This window comes from Pseudomonas sp. PWP3-1b2, from assembly GCF_049896045.1.
Classification (GTDB): domain Bacteria; phylum Pseudomonadota; class Gammaproteobacteria; order Pseudomonadales; family Pseudomonadaceae; genus Aquipseudomonas; species Aquipseudomonas antarctica_B.
In genome coordinates this window covers 1-16,071 of sequence record NZ_JAFCTN010000020.1, presented here as the reverse complement: position 1 = coordinate 16,071, position 16,071 = coordinate 1, and the positions used below count along the sequence as shown (strand labels likewise).

General features: G+C 62.0%; 12 protein-coding genes. 10 read left to right on the top strand and 2 right to left on the bottom strand.

Translation table 11 applies throughout. The features are described 5' to 3' along the window. Entirely contained in the window at nucleotides 1-432 is a 432-nt protein-coding gene (locus tag ACP7A2_RS14675; RefSeq protein ID WP_348059120.1) for a DNA methylase, read from the top strand. Next, on the top strand, nucleotides 429-1,166 hold the full coding sequence (locus ACP7A2_RS14670; protein ID WP_426134779.1) for a DUF72 domain-containing protein: 738 nt from the start codon (nucleotides 429-431) through the stop codon (nucleotides 1,164-1,166). Before ACP7A2_RS14675 ends, ACP7A2_RS14670 begins: the two co-directional genes overlap by 4 nt. Here ACP7A2_RS14670 and ACP7A2_RS14665 read toward each other — a convergent pair. Beyond that, nucleotides 1,131-1,916: a DeoR/GlpR family DNA-binding transcription regulator gene (locus ACP7A2_RS14665; RefSeq protein WP_426134778.1), complete on the bottom strand. Its 786-nt coding sequence runs from the start codon at nucleotides 1,914-1,916 to the stop codon at nucleotides 1,131-1,133. The two genes, ACP7A2_RS14670 and ACP7A2_RS14665, sit on opposite strands and share 36 nt — an antisense overlap. A 121-nt stretch (nucleotides 1,917-2,037) precedes the next feature. Here ACP7A2_RS14665 and ACP7A2_RS14660 point away from each other — a divergent pair, with 121 nt between their 5' ends. Further along, nucleotides 2,038-3,213, top strand: a complete 1,176-nt coding sequence (locus ACP7A2_RS14660; protein ID WP_426134777.1) for an alpha-hydroxy acid oxidase — start codon at nucleotides 2,038-2,040, stop codon at nucleotides 3,211-3,213. 177 nt (nucleotides 3,214-3,390) lie between these two features. On the opposite strand, the gene ACP7A2_RS14655 is transcribed toward ACP7A2_RS14660, so the two are convergent. Next, complete coding sequence (locus ACP7A2_RS14655; RefSeq protein ID WP_426134776.1) at nucleotides 3,391-4,317, bottom strand: alpha/beta hydrolase; 927 nt, start codon at nucleotides 4,315-4,317, stop codon at nucleotides 3,391-3,393. Nucleotides 4,318-4,488: 171 nt separating this feature from the next. Between ACP7A2_RS14655 and ACP7A2_RS14650 the strand changes: the two genes are divergently transcribed. The 7 genes from ACP7A2_RS14650 (at nucleotide 4,489) to uvrA (ending at nucleotide 15,800) form a co-directional block, all read left to right on the top strand. Beyond that, nucleotides 4,489-5,076, top strand: coding sequence for an NUDIX domain-containing protein (locus tag ACP7A2_RS14650; RefSeq protein WP_426134775.1), 588 nt, complete (start codon nucleotides 4,489-4,491; stop codon nucleotides 5,074-5,076). Between the two features lie 527 nt (nucleotides 5,077-5,603). Continuing rightward, nucleotides 5,604-6,221 carry a transcriptional repressor LexA gene (lexA, locus tag ACP7A2_RS14645; RefSeq protein WP_348062324.1) on the top strand — a complete coding sequence of 206 codons (618 nt, stop codon included), beginning with the start codon at nucleotides 5,604-5,606 and terminating at the stop codon, nucleotides 6,219-6,221. Then, nucleotides 6,221-6,835, top strand: coding sequence for a translesion DNA synthesis-associated protein ImuA (gene imuA, locus ACP7A2_RS14640; RefSeq protein ID WP_348062323.1), 615 nt, complete (start codon nucleotides 6,221-6,223; stop codon nucleotides 6,833-6,835). Before lexA ends, imuA begins: the two co-directional genes overlap by 1 nt. 7 nt (nucleotides 6,836-6,842) lie before the next feature. After that, nucleotides 6,843-8,258, top strand: coding sequence for a Y-family DNA polymerase (locus tag ACP7A2_RS14635; protein WP_426134774.1), 1,416 nt, complete (start codon nucleotides 6,843-6,845; stop codon nucleotides 8,256-8,258). A gap of 126 nt (nucleotides 8,259-8,384) precedes the next feature. After that, complete coding sequence (locus ACP7A2_RS14630; RefSeq protein ID WP_426134773.1) at nucleotides 8,385-11,462, top strand: error-prone DNA polymerase; 3,078 nt, start codon at nucleotides 8,385-8,387, stop codon at nucleotides 11,460-11,462. Between the two features lie 109 nt (nucleotides 11,463-11,571). Beyond that, nucleotides 11,572-13,284, top strand: coding sequence for an ATP-binding protein (locus ACP7A2_RS14625; protein WP_348062215.1), 1,713 nt, complete (start codon nucleotides 11,572-11,574; stop codon nucleotides 13,282-13,284). Continuing rightward, the gene (gene uvrA, locus ACP7A2_RS14620) at nucleotides 13,281-15,800 is read left to right on the top strand and encodes an excinuclease ABC subunit UvrA (RefSeq protein ID WP_426134772.1); all 2,520 of its coding nucleotides are present in this window, start codon (nucleotides 13,281-13,283) and stop codon (nucleotides 15,798-15,800) included. Before ACP7A2_RS14625 ends, uvrA begins: the two co-directional genes overlap by 4 nt. Nucleotides 15,801-16,071 lie beyond the last annotated feature (271 nt).

Here is a 16,071-nt window from a genome sequence, read left to right as displayed (position 1 = left end):
ATGGCCAAGTCGATTACTGCGCCTGACTTGGGTATTGATCTCAAGCCCGATGACGACGGCAGCCTGTTCAAGTGGTTTCTCGCAAGCTTTTTAATGGGTAAGCGCATTCAGGCGCCGATCGCCGCCCAGGCTTACCGGGTGATTGTTGAGGAGGAGGGCCGCGACACGGCGCGCAAGCTGCAGCATTGCACCTCCCGCGAACTGGTCGCGATGCTCGGGCGTGCGCATTACGTGCGTTACGACGAGACCACGGCGCAACGCTTGCTCGACCTCAGCGCCAAACTGAATGCCGAGTACGCGGGCAAAATCACCCACATGCGCGACGCCAGCAAAGACCGTCAAGCCTTTGAAAAACGCCTCGGCGAATTCGAAGGGGTTGGCCCAAAGACCATTGAGATTTTCATGCGTGACGCGGCTGCGGTGCTGTTTTGACCGTAGCGCTTTACGTGGGGTGTGCGGGCTGGAGCCTGCCGCGTGAACACGGGGCGGCGTTCACCCAGCCCGGCACTCACCTGCAACGTTACGCGTCGCGTTTGAATGCGGTTGAAATCAATAGCTCGTTTTACCGACCGCATCAGCCCAAGACCTATGCGCGATGGGCACAGTCGGTGCCTTCAGCGTTTCGCTTTTCGGTCAAACTGCCCAAGCGCATCACCCACGAGTTGCGCTTGCAGCAGTGTGAGACGGCGCTGGATGAATTTTTTGAGCAATGCGTGCAGCTGCAGGAAAAACTCGGTTGTGTGCTGATCCAGCTCCCGCCGTCGTTAGGTTATGAAGCCGTTGTTGCCGAGGGTTTCTTCACTGAGTTACGCCAGCGCTTCGCGGGTGCCGTGGTACTCGAACCCCGGCATGCCAGTTGGCTGCAGGCGGATGCTGTGTTGCAGGCATTCCAGGTTGGACGGGTGGCCGCTGACCCGCCGGTGTTTGCAGGCGGTGATCATCCCGGTGGCTGGAACGGTGTGCGTTATTGGCGCCTGCATGGGTCGCCGCGTATTTATCACAGCGCCTATGGCTCCGAGCGTGTGCAAGGGTTTGCCCGCTTGCTCGGCGAGTCAGTTGAAGCCGGCGTGCCCACCTGGTGTATTTTCGATAACACCGCCAGCGGCCATGCCATCGCCGATGCTCTGTACCTACTCGACCTCTACCCGCAACACTTCCACCCCTAACCGCTCATACGCCTCCACATTCGGCACATGCCACTCAGTGATCAGCGTGTGGATACGGTCGCAGGGGGCCACTACAAAAGGTTCCACCGCGCCAAGTTTGTCGGCCAGGGTCACCGCCATCACGTGGGACGCGCTGTCGAGCAGCGCCTGCTTGACCGCGACTTCGTCGAAATGCAGCGAGGTGATACCGATTTGCGGGTGCAAGGCACACACACCGGTAAACAGCAGGTCCGCCTTGACGCTTTGTATCAAGCGTAGGGTTTCGTGGCCGCCAGTGGACAACGTGGCCGGGTTGAGTTGGCCGCCGGCCAAAATCACTTTCACATGGGGATGGTCCGCCAGGGCGATGGCGATCATTGGCGAGGCGGTGACAACCGTGAGGCGGATCGAGCGCGGCAAGGATTGGGCGATTTGCAGCGTGGTGGAGCCGGAATCGAACAGCACGATCTGGCCGTCTTCCACGCGGTCGGCGGCTAATTGTGCGAGGTGGCGCTTGGCATCATTAGTCTCGCCAACGCGGGTGAAGAAATCCTTGCCGGTGTCTTTAGGTCGGGGCAGGGCGCCGCCGTGTACGCGCTGCAACAACCCGGCGGCTGCCAGCTCACCGAGGTCGCGGCGAATGGTGTCCTGGGACACTGCGAAATGCTCGACCAATTCCGATGCGGTGACTTTGCCGTCGCGCTCCAGCAGCAACAAAATCTTCTGTTTGCGCAACGAAGGCAGGTCAATGGCTTGATGGGTGTTATGCATGGTTGTGCGTCTTTTTGCGGGTTTGTGCGAGATTATTCCGCCGCACATAGAAACGCAATGGCTGGTTGCGCAACCGATGGGCGGTTACTCTGCGTGTTCAGTTCAGGGAGAGGTGACCCCGATGCCGTTGATCACAACCATCGAAGATCTACGCAAGCTTGCGCAAAAACGTGTCCCGCGGATGTTTTACGATTACGCCGACTCCGGGTCCTGGACTGAAAGCACCTACCGCGCCAATGAAAGTGATTTTGCGCGGATCAAATTCCGCCAGCGCGTGGCGCGGGACATTGATGAGCGCTCGATCCGCGCCACCATGATCGGCCAGGACATGGCCATGCCGGTGGCCCTCGCGCCCACTGGCTTGGCGGGCATGCAACATGCCGACGGCGAGATTCTCACCGCCCGCGCCGCTGCCGCTTTTGGCCTGCGCTACACCTTGTCGACCATGAGCATCTGCTCGCTGGAGGACATCGCCGAACACGTCGGCCAGCCCTTCTGGTTCCAGCTGTATGTGATGCGCGACCGCGCGTTTATCGAGCAACTGATCGAGCGCGCAAAAGCTGCCGGCGTAGATGCATTGGTGCTGACCCTCGACCTGCAAATCCTCGGGCAGCGCCACAAGGACTTGATCAACGGCCTGTCGGCGCCGCCGAAACTGACCCTGCCAAATATCCTCAACATGGCCACTAAACCGCGCTGGGTGATGGGTATGCTCGGCACCCAACGCCGTGGTTTTGGCAACATCGTCGGGCATGTCAAAGGCGTGGCAGACATGAGTTCGTTGTCGTCCTGGACGGCCCAGCAATTCGACCCGCGCCTGAGTTGGGACGACGTGGAGTGGATCAAGAAATGCTGGGGCGGCAAGCTGATTATCAAGGGCATCCTGGATGTGGAGGACGCACGCCTGGCGGCCAATTCCGGCGCCGATGCACTGGTGGTGAGCAACCACGGTGGCCGTCAGCTGGATGGCGCGCCGTCGAGCATCAGCCAATTACCGGCGATTGTGCAGGCGGTGGGCGATCAAATAGAGGTGTGGCTCGATGGCGGCATTCGCTCCGGCCAGGACGTACTTAAAGCAATGGCGCTGGGCGCAAAAGGCACCATGATCGGCCGGCCGCATTTGTACGGTTTGGGGGCCATGGGTGAGGCGGGCGTGACCAAGGCACTGGAGATCATCGCCCGCGAATTGGACGTGACGATGGCACTGTGTGGTTATAACGATATACGCGCTGTGAATCGCGAGATTTTGCTGCCAGGCACCTTTCCCGAAGGCGTTTGCTCAGCAAAAAAATCGTAAAAAAGTAAAAAGAGTTGTCCACGAAAACCGTGGGTATCTCTGTGGATAACTTTGCGAGACCCCGGCGGGTATGGCGATTTAACCCTCGGTTAATATTTGATCAACTTTCAGCGCGGGCCAGTATGGGCAGGGTTCGCGCTTGACAGCCAAGCGCTAACCCAGTGCCGAAAAGCAGTTTTATGAGTCGCCGCTATGGCCTGTGGAGTGTGTAACAGCGTGTGCGGGCGCCTTCTCGCGCATCAAATTGTCCAGCGCCTGGCCATAACTGCGACCGGCCAGGCTCATGCTGTTGTTATGGGTCGCACCGGGCACCAATAACAGCCGCTTGGGTTCCTGGGCGGCTTCATACAATTGCTGGCTGAAACGCGGCGGCACGTACTGATCCGCCAGGCCGTGGACCACCAGCAGCGGCATGTGCACGTCGGCAATCTTGTCGATGGAATCAAATTTTTGCGACAGCAACCAGCGCACCGGCAATGAGGTATTGGCCACGGCCGTGGCGACTTCCGCCAGCGAAGTGAAGGTGGACTCGATCACCAGCCCGCGCACCGGCACCGGCGTTTGTTTGCTCAACTCTGCGGCCAGGTCGATGGCCACCGCGCCGCCCAAGGAATGCCCGTAGATCAGGCGTTTGGCGGGGTCGGGTTGCAACACCTGGAAGCGTTCCCAGGCAATGCGCGCGTCTTCATACACGCTGGTTTCCGAGGGCAAGTCGCCGTGGCTCTGGCCAAAGCCGCGATAGTCGATGGCCAGCACCGAATAGCCCAGCGCGTGCAATTGCTCGATGCGGAAAAACTGCCCGGTGAGGTTCCAGCGCACGCCGTGCAGGTAGAGGATGGCGGGCGCGTCCTTTTTGTCTGCCGGGTACCACCAGCCGTGAATGTTTTGCCCGGATTTGAAACTGGCGGGTTTGAGGTCGAATTCCTGCACCGCCTTTGGCAAGCCGCTGTACCAGCTGGCCGTGCCCGGTTCGATGCGAAACACCAGCTCGCGCTCCTTGTGTTGCAGCACGGCGCAGCCCACCGGCAGGCCGATAATCAGGATGGCCATGCACAGCAGGGGAAACCAGCGCAGGCCCAGGCGAGACAGAAAACGAGATGACATGAAGGTTCCAGGACAAAGGCGAAGCACGGGTTTTACCAGATGGCCTGCGGGGGCAGGAATTAATTCGACAGCCGTTCACGGGTATTGCTTGCAAAGTGTTACAGCGCTGCTCCCTTGACGCTGACCGCGCCCCCGCGACATGCTTCTGCTCCTTTGAGCAGAGGCCCGACCATGGACAACAGCCCCGTTCGCATTACCGCCGAAGAGACCCTTTCGGAAAACTGGTATGTGTTGAAAAAATACAGCTTTGACCTGCGCCGCCAGGATGGCAGCTGGCAAGCCCAAACCCGCGAGGTGTACGACCGGGGCAATGGCGCAACCATCCTGTTGTACAACCGCGCTCAACGCACCGTGTTGCTGATCCGCCAGTTCCGCATGCCCACCTTCGTCAACGACTACCACGGCTACCTGATCGAAGCCGCCGCCGGGCTGCTCGACAACGCCAGCCCCGAAGAGCGCATCCGCCTGGAAGCCGAAGAAGAGACCGGCTACCGCGTCGGCCATGTGGAAAAAATCTACGCCGCCTTCATGAGCCCCGGCTCGGTGACCGAGCGCATTCACTTCTTCATCGGCGAGTACCAGCCAGCCAACCAAGTAGGCACCGGCGGCGGCCTTGAAGAAGAGGGCGAAGACATTGAAGTGCTGGAGCTGGGCTTTGAGCAAGCGCTGGCGATGGTGCAAAGCGGTGACATTGTCGACGGCAAAACCATCATGCTGTTGCAGCATTTGGAACTGCGCATGTTGAAGGAAGGCTGGTGACCTGCGATGCAGAAACCTCGGTACATCAGGCATAACCGGTCTGTTTTTGACAAGGCGGATTGCAGTCTTCCTGATGTATGAAGATCAACTGTGGGAGCTGGCTTGCCTGCGATGCAGACACCTCGTTCCATCAGGCAAACCGAGTTGATGCCATCGCAGGCAAGCCAGCTCCCACACTTGAATGGTTTGATCAAAAAACCTGTTTTTGCCAAGGCGGATTGCAGTCTTCCTGATGTATGAAGATCAACTGTGGGAGCGAGCAAGCCCGCTCCCACAGTTTTGACCGAGTACAACTTTCATAACCTCACAATTCTGCTTCTCTGTGGGAGCTGGCTTGCCTGCGATGCAGGCACCTCGGTCCACCAGGCAAACCCTGTCGATGCCATCGCAGGCAAGCCAGCTCCCACAAAAAAAACAGTGACCAGCTGTAAGAATAGAACCATAAGCAGCAACCTCCCAAGCAACCAATAGGTACTCATTCCCCCCCGACTGACGGTTATTGTCAGAAATATCTCACAAGAGTACAAATGTACTCCATGACAACCCTGACCCCCCGCCGTACTGCCATTCTGACCTTCATCCGCGACCGTATCGCGTTACAAGGCCAGCCCCCGAGCCTCGCCGAGATCGCCGAGGCGTTTGGCTTCGCCTCCCGCAGCGTCGCGCGCAAGCACGTGGTGGCCCTCACCGAGGCCGGCTTCATCGAGGTCAACCCCAATCAGGCCCGTGGCATTCGCCTGCTTAACCAACCGGTACGCCCCGAATGGCTGGACATCCCCGTACTCGGCCGAGTCGCCGCGGGCCTGCCCATCGGCGCCGACGCCGAAGTGCACAACCGCCTGCAACTCGATCCCGCCACTTTCGCGAAAACCCCGGATTACCTGCTGCGGGTGCAAGGCGACTCAATGATCGAAGACGGCATCCTCGACGGCGATCTGGTTGGCGTACGCCGTAGCGCTGAAGCCTTGAACGGCCAAATTGTAGTGGCGCGCCTGGACGGCGAAGTCACCATCAAGCGTTTCGAACGCAGCGGCGACCATGTGCGCTTGCTGCCACGCAACCCCGCGTATCAACCCATCGTGGTCGGGCCTGACAGGGACCTGGCCATCGAAGGGGTGTTCTGCGGCCTGGTGAGGCAAGGTTGATGGGCGCCGTGGTTGCCCTGGACTCGCTGTTCAACGGCGGGCGAGTCTGGAAGGGTCGGCCCGCCGCGCCACCGGCCAGTGTGCACCCCACGGGGCTGGCAGCGCTGGACGCGGTGCTGCCCACGGGCGGCTGGCCGGAGTCGGCGCTGAGTGAAATCTTGATGGCCAGGGAAGGTGTCGGCGAGTTGCAGTTGGTGCTGCCAACCCTGTCGCGCTTATCAAAGGCCGGGGAGCGCATTGTGCTGGTGGCGCCACCCTATACGCCGTACCCCCATGCGTGGCAAAACGCCGGGGTGGATTTGCGGCGGCTCTCGGTGATCCAGGCCGAGGAGCGCGACGCGCTGTGGGCGGTAGAACAATGCCTGCGCTCCGGCAGTTGCGGTGCGGTGCTGTGTTGGCCGCGCAAGGCCGATGATCGGGCGTTGCGGCGTTTGCAGGTGGCGGCGGAAACCGGGCAGACCCTGGCATTTGCCTGGCGCGCTTTAAGTGAGGCGATCAATTCATCGCCCGCCGCCTTGCGCCTGGCGGTCGAGGCAAAACCTGCGCAGGTGCGGGTGCTCAAGTGCCGTGGCGGGTTGGCCCATCCGGCGCCGATTGCGCTGGCGGGGCATTGAGGTTGCCATGCGCTGGGTGTGTATTGTCTTCCCGCAATTGGCGCTGGACGGGGTGCAGCGTGTGCACCCCGAACCAGACCAACCGCTTGCCTTGCTCGCCGGTACGCCGCAGCGGCGCGTGCTGCAAACCGTCAACGACGCCGCCCGCGCCTTGGGCCTGCGCCCCGGCCAATCGCTGACGGCGGCGGATGCCCTGGCCAAAACCTTTGCCAGCGCCGAATACGACCCCGTGGACATTGAGCGCTGGCAGCAGTTTCTCGCCGCCTGGGCCTACTGTTTCAGCTCCCAGGTCAGCGTGTATTACCCGCGCGCCTTGCTGTTCGAGATCGAATCGAGCCTGGGGCTGTTTGGCCCATGGCCGAAGTTTGAAGCGCGCTTGCGTAAGGAATTGACCGAGCTGGGTTTTCGTCACCGTATCGTCGCCGCGCCCAACCCGGCGGCGGCGCGGGTGCTGGCGAATATCTACGATGGCCTGGCCGTGGCCGATGATCAGGCGTTGATGCAGGCTTTAGCGCCGCTGCCTATTGATCGCGCCGGCCTTGACCCGAAGGACGCCACCGCGTTGTCGCGCATGGGCTTGCGCACTCTGGCCCAGGTGCAAGCCTTGCCCCGGCATACGCTGGCGCGGCGCTTTGACGCGACACTGCTCAAGCACCTGGATGCGCTGACCGGGCAGCGGCCGCTGGCCCTGGCGTTCTATCAACCGCCGGACCGCTTCGATACGCGCATCGAGCTGAATTTCGACGTGCAATCCCATCAAGCCTTACTGTTTCCCTTGCGCCGTTTGACCGGCGACCTGTCCGCCTTTCTGTGCGGGCGTGACAGTGGCGTGCAGCGCTTTGACTTGCACCTGGAGCATGCCCAGGCGCCCGACAGTGTGATCAAGGTTGGCCTGCTCAGCGCCGAGCGCGAACCGGCGATGCTGTTTGAACTGGCCCGTGGCCGCCTGGAGCAGGTGCAAGTGACCTCGCCCGTGCGTGGCTTTCGCCTGGTGGCGCAGGACCTGCCCCTGTTCGTGCCGCAGCGCCAGGATTTGTTCGACGACCGCCCGCAACAAACTCTGCCGTGGGAGCAATTGCGCGAACGCCTGCGCGCTCGGCTGGGTGACGAGGCCGTGCAAGGCCTGCGCTTTCAGGCCGACCACCGCCCCGAATGTGCCTGGCAAGCGGCAGAGGATAATCGCCCGTGCCCGAGCTTGAATAAGGTGCAACGCCCCGGCTGGTTGCTGCGTGAACCGACATTGCTGGCCGAGCACGGCGTGCAAATATTGATGGGCCCGGAACGCATCGAATCCGGCTGGTGGGACGGCGCCGATATCCGCCGCGATTACTACCTGATCCAGACCCACGCCGGTCAGCAAGGCTGGGCCTATCGCACCGTGGGGCAAAACGATGGGTTGTGGTTGCAAGGCTGGTTTGCATGAACCATTCCGCGCTGGCACCCGCCAGCTGGCCGGCGAAAAACGCCAAAGTGCCGCGTTTAGTCTGGCGTTGCGCGTCATCGTTAACGACCATTGCAGGCAAGCCAGCTCCCACAGGGGGCATGCGTTATGGCGGGTGAATACGCGGAGCTGCATTGCCTGTCCAACTTCAGCTTTCAGCGCGGCGCTTCCAGTGCGCTGGAATTGTTCGAGCGCGCCAAGCGCCAGGGCTACAGCGCGCTGGCGATCACCGATGAATGCACCTTGTCGGGCATCGTGCGTGCGTGGCAGGCAGCGAAGGCGGTGGAATTGCCGCTGATTATCGGCAGTGAAGTGCGCATCGAAAACGGCCCGAAACTGGTGCTGCTGGTGGAAGACCTCAGCGGCTATCAGCACCTGTGCCGCTTGATCACCCTGGCCCGGCGCCGTGCCGAAAAGGGCAGTTACCGCCTGTTTCAGGAAGACTTCGACCAACCATTGCCCGGCCTGCTGGCGCTGTGGGTGGCCGACGACAGCGACACCCAGACGTCGATCCAATGGCTGCGCCGCACCTTCGCCGAACGCCTGTGGCTGGCAGTGCACCTGCATTGCGGCCAGGACGATGCGCGCCATTTGGAGCAACGCCTGGCCCTGGCGGCCAGCCTGAAAATCCCGGCGGTGGCCTGCGGCGATGTGCACATGCATGCCCGTGGCCGCCGCGCGCTGCAAGACACCATGACTGCCATCCGCCATCACGTGCCGGTGGCCGAAGCCGGCACGCGCCTGCACCCCAATGGCGAGCGGCATTTGCGCGGCCTCGACGCCCTGGCCGCGCTGTACCCGCAAGCGTTGCTCGACGAAACCCAAGCCATCGCGCGGCGCTGTACCTTCGACCTGAGCCAGTTGCGCTACCACTACCCGCGCGAACTGGTGCCCGCCGGCCATGACGCCAAAACCTGGCTGCGCGCCGTGACGGAAGAAGGCATCGCCCGACGCTGGCCAGAGGGCGTCGACGCCAAGACCTTGCAGCAGATCAATAAGGAACTGGAGCTGATCAGCGAGCTGGGTTACGAAAGCTATTTCCTCACCGTGCACGACATTGTGAGCTTCGCCCGCAGCCGTTCGATCCTGTGCCAGGGCCGGGGTTCGGCGGCCAACTCGGCGGTGTGTTTTGCCTTGGGCATCACCGAGATCAACCCGAGCCTGATGAACATGCTGTTCGAGCGCTTCCTGTCGAAGGAGCGCAACGAGCCGCCGGACATCGACGTCGACTTCGAACACGAGCGCCGCGAAGAAGTGCTGCAATATGTGTTCAATCGCTATGGCCGCAACCGCGCGGCGCTGACGGCGGTGGTCAGCAGTTACCACGCGTCCGGCGCAGTGCGTGATGTGGCCAAGGCCCTGGGGTTGCCGCCGGACCAGATCAACGCGCTGGCCGAATGCTGCGGGCGCTGGAGTGACGATGCGCCGCCCCTGGAGCGCCTGCGCGAAAGCGGCTTCGACCCGCAAAGCCCGATCCTGCGCCGGGTGCTGACGCTGACTCAACAACTGATCGGCTTCCCCCGGCACTTGTCCCAGCACCCCGGCGGTTTTGTGATTTCCGAATATCCGCTGGACACCCTGGTGCCGGTGGAAAACGCCGCCATGGCCGATCGCACCATCATCCAGTGGGACAAGGACGACCTTGACGCCGTCGGCCTGCTCAAGGTGGATATTCTCGCGCTGGGCATGCTCAGCGCGATCCGCCGTTGCTTCGATTTGCTGCGCCGCCATCGCGGTCGTGACCTGTGCCTGGCGTCGGTGCCCAAGGAGGACGCGGCCACCTACGCGATGATCAGCAAGGCCGACACCGTCGGCGTGTTCCAGATCGAGTCGCGGGCGCAGATGTCGATGTTGCCAAGGCTCAGGCCAGAGAAGTTTTATGACCTGGTGATAGAGGTTGCTATTGTCCGGCCGGGGCCGATCCAGGGCGGCATGGTGCACCCGTACCTGCGTCGGCGGAATAAGGAAGAGCCCGAAACCTACCCGTCGCCGCAACTGGAAGCGGTGCTCAAGCGCACCCTCGGCGTGCCGTTGTTTCAGGAACAAGTGATGCAGATCGCCATGGTCGCTGCCGATTACAGCCCCGGCGAGGCCGACCAGTTGCGCCGCTCCATGGCCGCCTGGAAACGCCACGGCGGACTGGAACCGCATCAGGCACGCCTGCGCACCGGCATGCTGAAAAACGGCTACACCGAAGCCTTTGCCGCGCAGATCTTTGAGCAAATCAAGGGGTTTGGCAGCTACGGTTTTCCCGAATCTCACGCCGCCAGCTTTGCTTTGCTGACCTACGCCAGTTGCTGGCTCAAGTGCCATGAGCCGGCAGCTTTCGCCTGTGCGCTGATCAACAGCTGGCCCATGGGTTTTTACAGCCCGGACCAGATTCTGCAGGACGCGCGGCGCCACGCCTTGCAGATTCGCCCGGTGGATGTGCAGGCCAGTGACTGGGATTGCAGCCTGGAACCCATCGACGGCGCGCAGCCAGCAATTCGCATGGGCCTGCGCATGATTTCGGGGTTTCGTGAGGAAGATGGCCGGCGTATTGAAGCCGCTCGCCAGCGCCGGGTGTTCAGCGACATCGCCGACCTCGACGAACGCGCCGGGCTGGACGCGCGTACCCAGGCGTTGCTGGCGGATTCCGGCGCCTTGCGTGCGCTGGCGGGCAACCGGCACGCCGCGCGCTGGGAAGTGGCCGGCGTGCACAAGCAACTCGGGTTATTCGCCGGTTTGCCTGGCCCGGAAGAAGCAGTGGTGGAGCTGCCGACACCTTCGGTCGGCGAAGACCTGCACGCGGACTACGCCACGCTCGGCACCACCCTTGGGCCACATCCCTTGGCATTGTTGCGCAATGAACTGCGCAAACGACGCTGCCGCAGTTCCCATGAACTGATGGCCGTGGAGCATGGGCGCAATGTGAGCGTTGCCGGGCTGGTCACCGGTCGCCAGCGCCCCGGCACCGCTAGCGGGGTAACCTTCGTGACCCTGGAAGATGAGTTCGGCAACCTCAATGTGGTGGTGTGGCGCGACCTGGCCGAGCGTCAGCGCCAGGCATTGGTGGGCTCGCGGCTGCTTAAAGTGGACGGGCGCTGGGAGGCCGTGGGCGAGGTGCGGCACCTGATTGCCGGGCGTTTGACCGATCTGACAGCGCTGCTGGAGGGAATTAATGTGCGCAGCCGGGATTTTCACTGAAGCCAGTGGTGTGTGCGTCGATTTCCCCCTAACGTATACGCGTTGAAACGATCTGCGTGCGGCGTGCTCCAAACTTTGCCGATGTCTTCTTTTCGCACAGAGTTAAACGATGCAATTTCTATCCAACCCCCACGGCTGTGATGGTTGGGCCGGTGAAATGGCCCAGCGAATTCGCGCGTTTGATTGGTCGGCCACCGACCTGGGCCCGCTCGACCGCTGGCCCACCAGCCTCACGTGCACCGTGCAGATGATGCTGGCGTCCCCCGTGCCGATGGTGATGCTGTGGGGGCCGGCGGGGCACATGATCTACAACGACAGCTATTCGGTGTTCGCCGGAGGGCGGCATCCGTATCTGTTGGGTACGCCCGTGGAGCTGGGCTGGCCGGAAGTGGCCGACTTCAACCGTCATGTAATGAGCACCTGTTTGGCCGGTGGCACCTTGTCGTTCAACAATAAAGACCTGGTGCTGCTGCGCAACGGCAAGCCGGAAACAGTATGGCTGGACCTGTATTACAGCCCCGTCGCCGGTGACGATACGCAACCGGCCGGGGTGTTGGCGATTGTGGTGGACACCACCGAGCACGTGCACTCCGAGCGGGTGCGCCAGGAACTCACGCATAACCTTGAGCAACGGGTGGCCGCCGAAGTGCAGGCACGCTCGGCCGCTGAAGACCAGCTGCGCCAATCGCAAAAGCTCGAAGCCATCGGCGGCCTGACCGGCGGTGTGGCGCACGACTTCAATAACCTGCTGCAAGTGATCGCCGGCAACCTGCACCTGCTGGCCCGGCATGAGCCGGACAATGCCCAGGTGCAACGCCGCGTCTCGGCAGCCATCGCAGCGGTGGAGCGTGGCGCCAAGCTGTCGTCGCAGCTGCTGGCGTTTGCCCGCCGCCAACCGTTGTCGCCCGCGGTGTACAACCCGCAACGCATTTACGCAGGGTTGGGCGAGCTGCTGCAGCGCGCGCTGGGTGAGACCATCCATATCGATGTGCAATTGGCCCAGGATTCCTGGTGCATCAATGTCGACCGCAACCAGCTGGAAAACGCGCTGCTCAACCTGGCGATCAATGCCCGGGATGCCATGAACGGCGAAGGCGTGATTCGTATCACCGGCGAGAACATCATCCTCAACCCCGACGATTGCGCCGGTAAGAGCATTAAACCGGGCGAATATGTACGCCTGGCAGTGATTGACTCCGGTGTTGGCATGCCAGAGACGGTGCTCAAGCGCGCCTTCGAACCGTTCTTCACCACCAAACGCGAGGGGCACGGCACCGGCCTGGGCCTGAGCATGGTGTTCGGCTTTGTGCGCCAAAGCGGCGGGCATGTAGAGGTGTGGAGCGAGGAGGGGAAGGGCTCGGTGGTGCAGATGTATTTCCCCCACAGCCTTGAGCCGGAAAGCGTCGATACAGACAGCGAACAGGCACTGCAGGGCGGCGGCCAGGAAACCATCCTGGTGGTGGAAGACAACGAAGGCGTGCGCCTGACCGTCGTTGAGTTGCTGCAGCAGGCGGGCTACACCGTGCTCACCGCCGAGGACGGTGACCGGGCGATGCAGGTCTTGCAGGGCGGTGCGCAGCCGGACCTGATTTTTACCGACGTGGTGATGCCGGGCCGAATCAAAAGCACCGACCTGGCCGACTGGGCCCGCACGCAACATCCTCCCGTGGCCGTGCTGTTTACCTCGGGCCACACCCGCGACATCCTCTCGACCAATCACCTGCTAAGCCCCGACATTCATCTGCTGAGCAAGCCCTACAACCCCGAAGCCTTGACGCATCGGGTGCGCAGCGTGCTCACCGCCAGACAAGGTTGCCCATGACGTCACAGCGCAATATCCCCCCGATCACTGCCCAACGCCCAGGTTTCGTCCGGGTGCGCGGCGCCCGCGAACACAACCTGCGTAACGTCGATGTAGATATTCCCAGGGATGCCCTGGTGGTATTTACCGGAGTCTCCGGCTCGGGCAAATCGTCTCTGGCTTTTTCCACGGTGTATGCCGAGGCCCAGCGCCGCTATTTCGAATCGGTGGCGCCCTATGCGCGGCGCTTGATCGATCAAGTTGGCGTGCCCGATGTGGACTCCATCGAAGGCCTGCCTCCGGCTGTGGCCCTGCAACAGCAGCGCGGCACGCCGAGTGCGCGCTCATCGGTGGGCAGCGTCACTACGTTGTCGAGCCTGATTCGCATGCTGTACTCCCGCGCCGGCAGTTATCCGCCGGGGCAAGCGATGCTCTACGCCGAGGACTTTTCACCGAACCTGCCCCAGGGCGCTTGCCCGCAATGCCATGGCCTGGGCCGTGTGTATGAAGTGACCGAGGCACTGATGGTGCCGGACCCATCGCTGACCATTCGCCAGCGTGCGGTGGCAGCGTGGCCGTTGGCGTGGCAAGGCCAGAACCTGCGCGACATCCTGGTGACCCTGGGCTATGACGTTGATATCCCATGGCGCGACCTGCCGAAAAAGCAGCGCGACTGGATTCTGTTCACCGAAGAAACCCCGACGGTGCCGGTGTACGCCGGCTTCACTCCGGCACAAACCCGCGATGCCTTGAAACGTAAAGTGGAACCCAGTTACCAAGGCACCTTCAGCGGCGCGCGGCGTTACATCCTGCATACGTTCACCCACACCCAAAGCGCGCTGATGAAAAAGCGCGTTTCGCAGTTCATGCAAGGCAGCGCCTGCCCGTCGTGCGAAGGCAAGCGGTTGAACAAGGCCGCACTGTCGGTGAAGTTCGCTGGCGTGGATATTGGCGAGTTGTCGCAGCTGTCACTGGCGCAGCTGGCTGAGTTGTTGCGGCCCGTGGCGGCGGGGCAGGACAAGATGAAACTGTCGGTGGAGAAGCGCTTGGCTGCGCAGCGTATCGCCGAGGATTTGCTGGAGCGCGTGAGTACCTTGACCGAGCTGGGCCTGGGATATTTATCCCTGGAGCGCAGCACGCCGACCTTGTCGTCCGGGGAGTTGCAGCGGTTGCGTTTGGCCACGCAGTTGAGTTCGCAGCTGTTCGGCGTGATCTATGTGCTGGATGAGCCTTCAGCCGGCTTGCACCCGGCGGACGGCGAAGCGCTGTTTACCGCGCTTGATCGCTTGAAGGCGGCGGGCAATTCATTGTTTGTGGTGGAACACGACCTGGAAACCATGCGCCGCGCCGACTGGCTGATCGACGTAGGCCCAGCGGCGGGTGAGCACGGCGGTCAAGTGCTGTACAGCGGCCCGCCGGCGGGGTTGGCGCAGGTCGAGGCGTCACAGACGCGCGAGTATTTGTTTGCCGAACCGCGGCCTTCGAATGCAGTGCGTCGAGCGCCTACGGGTTGGCTGAAGCTGGAAGGCGTGACGCGCAATAATCTCAAGGATTTGAAGGTGGATTTTCCGCTGGGCTGCTTTACGGCGGTGACCGGTATTTCCGGTTCGGGTAAATCCAGCCTGGTCAGCCAGGCACTACTGGAACTGGTGGGCACGGGGCTTGGCCGTGTGCAGGAAAGCGATGAAGAGACCAGCCTAGAAGACGATGCGCCGCAAACCAGCGGTGGGCGGATCAGTGCCGGTCTGGAGCAGATTCGCCGCCTGGTGCAAGTAGACCAGAAGCCCATTGGCCGCACGCCGCGCTCCAACCTGGCGACTTACACCGGGTTGTTCGACAACGTGCGCAAGCTCTTTGCGGCCACACCGGCGGCGAAGAAGCGGGGTTACGATGCGGGGCAGTTCTCGTTTAACGTTGCCAAAGGGCGTTGCCCCAATTGCGAAGGCGAAGGGTTTGTCAGCGTTGAGTTGCTGTTTATGCCGAGTGTGTATGCGCCGTGCCCGACGTGCCACGGGGCGCGGTATAACCCTGAAACCCTGGGCATTAAATGGCAGGGTTTGAACATCGCCCAGGTGTTGGGGTTGACGGTGGAGCAGGCGGTGGAGGTGTTTGCCGAGCAGCCTGGGGTGTTGCGTTCACTGCAGGTGCTGCGGGATATCGGGTTGGGGTATTTGCGGCTGGGGCAACCGGCGACTGAGTTGTCGGGGGGTGAGGCGCAGCGGATCAAGTTGGCGACCGAGCTGCAGCGCAATGCGCGGGGGGCGACGTTGTATGTGCTGGATGAGCCCACGACCGGGTTGCATCCGCGGGATGTGGATCGGTTGCTGAGTCAGCTGAATCATTTGGTGGAGGCGGGGCATACGGTGGTTGTGGTGGAGCATGAGATGCGCGTGGTGGCGCAGAGTGACTGGGTGATCGATATCGGGCCGGGGGCTGGGGATTTGGGCGGGAAGGTGGTTGTGAGTGGTTCGCCCTTTAAGGTTGCGAAAAGCAAAACCAGCCGGACTGCGCCGTTTCTGGGGCGGGAGTTGGTTTGAGGGGGGCTTGCTGGGGCGGGGTTTTGGTGTACATATCCGTTGCTGTGGTCATGGCTGATAGGGGTTCCGCTCTTACAGCGGGTCACTTTTGGCAAAATCTACAGTAAGGCGGCCTGGTAGCCGAGCTGAGTGGTTGAATCAAAAGCGCTGTTTTTTCTGGAACAGATTGCGATCTCCCGAAAAAATGGAGATCCAAAATATATGGAGATCAACTGTGGGAGCGGGCTTGCTCGCGAATGCGGTGTATCAGCCACCAAATTCATCACTGACC

Excerpts from the sequence above, each read along its gene's own strand:
- ACP7A2_RS14675 (WP_348059120.1), top strand. The coding sequence starts at position 1 with ATGGCCAAGTCGATTACTGCGCCTGACTTGGGTATTGATCTCAAGCCC.
- ACP7A2_RS14665 (WP_426134778.1), bottom strand. The coding sequence starts at position 1,916 with ATGCATAACACCCATCAAGCCATTGACCTGCCTTCGTTGCGCAAACAG.
- ACP7A2_RS14660 (WP_426134777.1), top strand. The coding sequence starts at position 2,038 with ATGCCGTTGATCACAACCATCGAAGATCTACGCAAGCTTGCGCAAAAA.
- ACP7A2_RS14655 (WP_426134776.1), bottom strand. The coding sequence starts at position 4,317 with ATGTCATCTCGTTTTCTGTCTCGCCTGGGCCTGCGCTGGTTTCCCCTG.
- ACP7A2_RS14650 (WP_426134775.1), top strand. The coding sequence starts at position 4,489 with ATGGACAACAGCCCCGTTCGCATTACCGCCGAAGAGACCCTTTCGGAA.
- lexA (WP_348062324.1), top strand. The coding sequence starts at position 5,604 with ATGTACTCCATGACAACCCTGACCCCCCGCCGTACTGCCATTCTGACC.
- imuA (WP_348062323.1), top strand. The coding sequence starts at position 6,221 with ATGGGCGCCGTGGTTGCCCTGGACTCGCTGTTCAACGGCGGGCGAGTC.
- ACP7A2_RS14635 (WP_426134774.1), top strand. The coding sequence starts at position 6,843 with ATGCGCTGGGTGTGTATTGTCTTCCCGCAATTGGCGCTGGACGGGGTG.
- ACP7A2_RS14630 (WP_426134773.1), top strand. The coding sequence starts at position 8,385 with ATGGCGGGTGAATACGCGGAGCTGCATTGCCTGTCCAACTTCAGCTTT.
- ACP7A2_RS14625 (WP_348062215.1), top strand. The coding sequence starts at position 11,572 with ATGCAATTTCTATCCAACCCCCACGGCTGTGATGGTTGGGCCGGTGAA.
- uvrA (WP_426134772.1), top strand. The coding sequence starts at position 13,281 with ATGACGTCACAGCGCAATATCCCCCCGATCACTGCCCAACGCCCAGGT.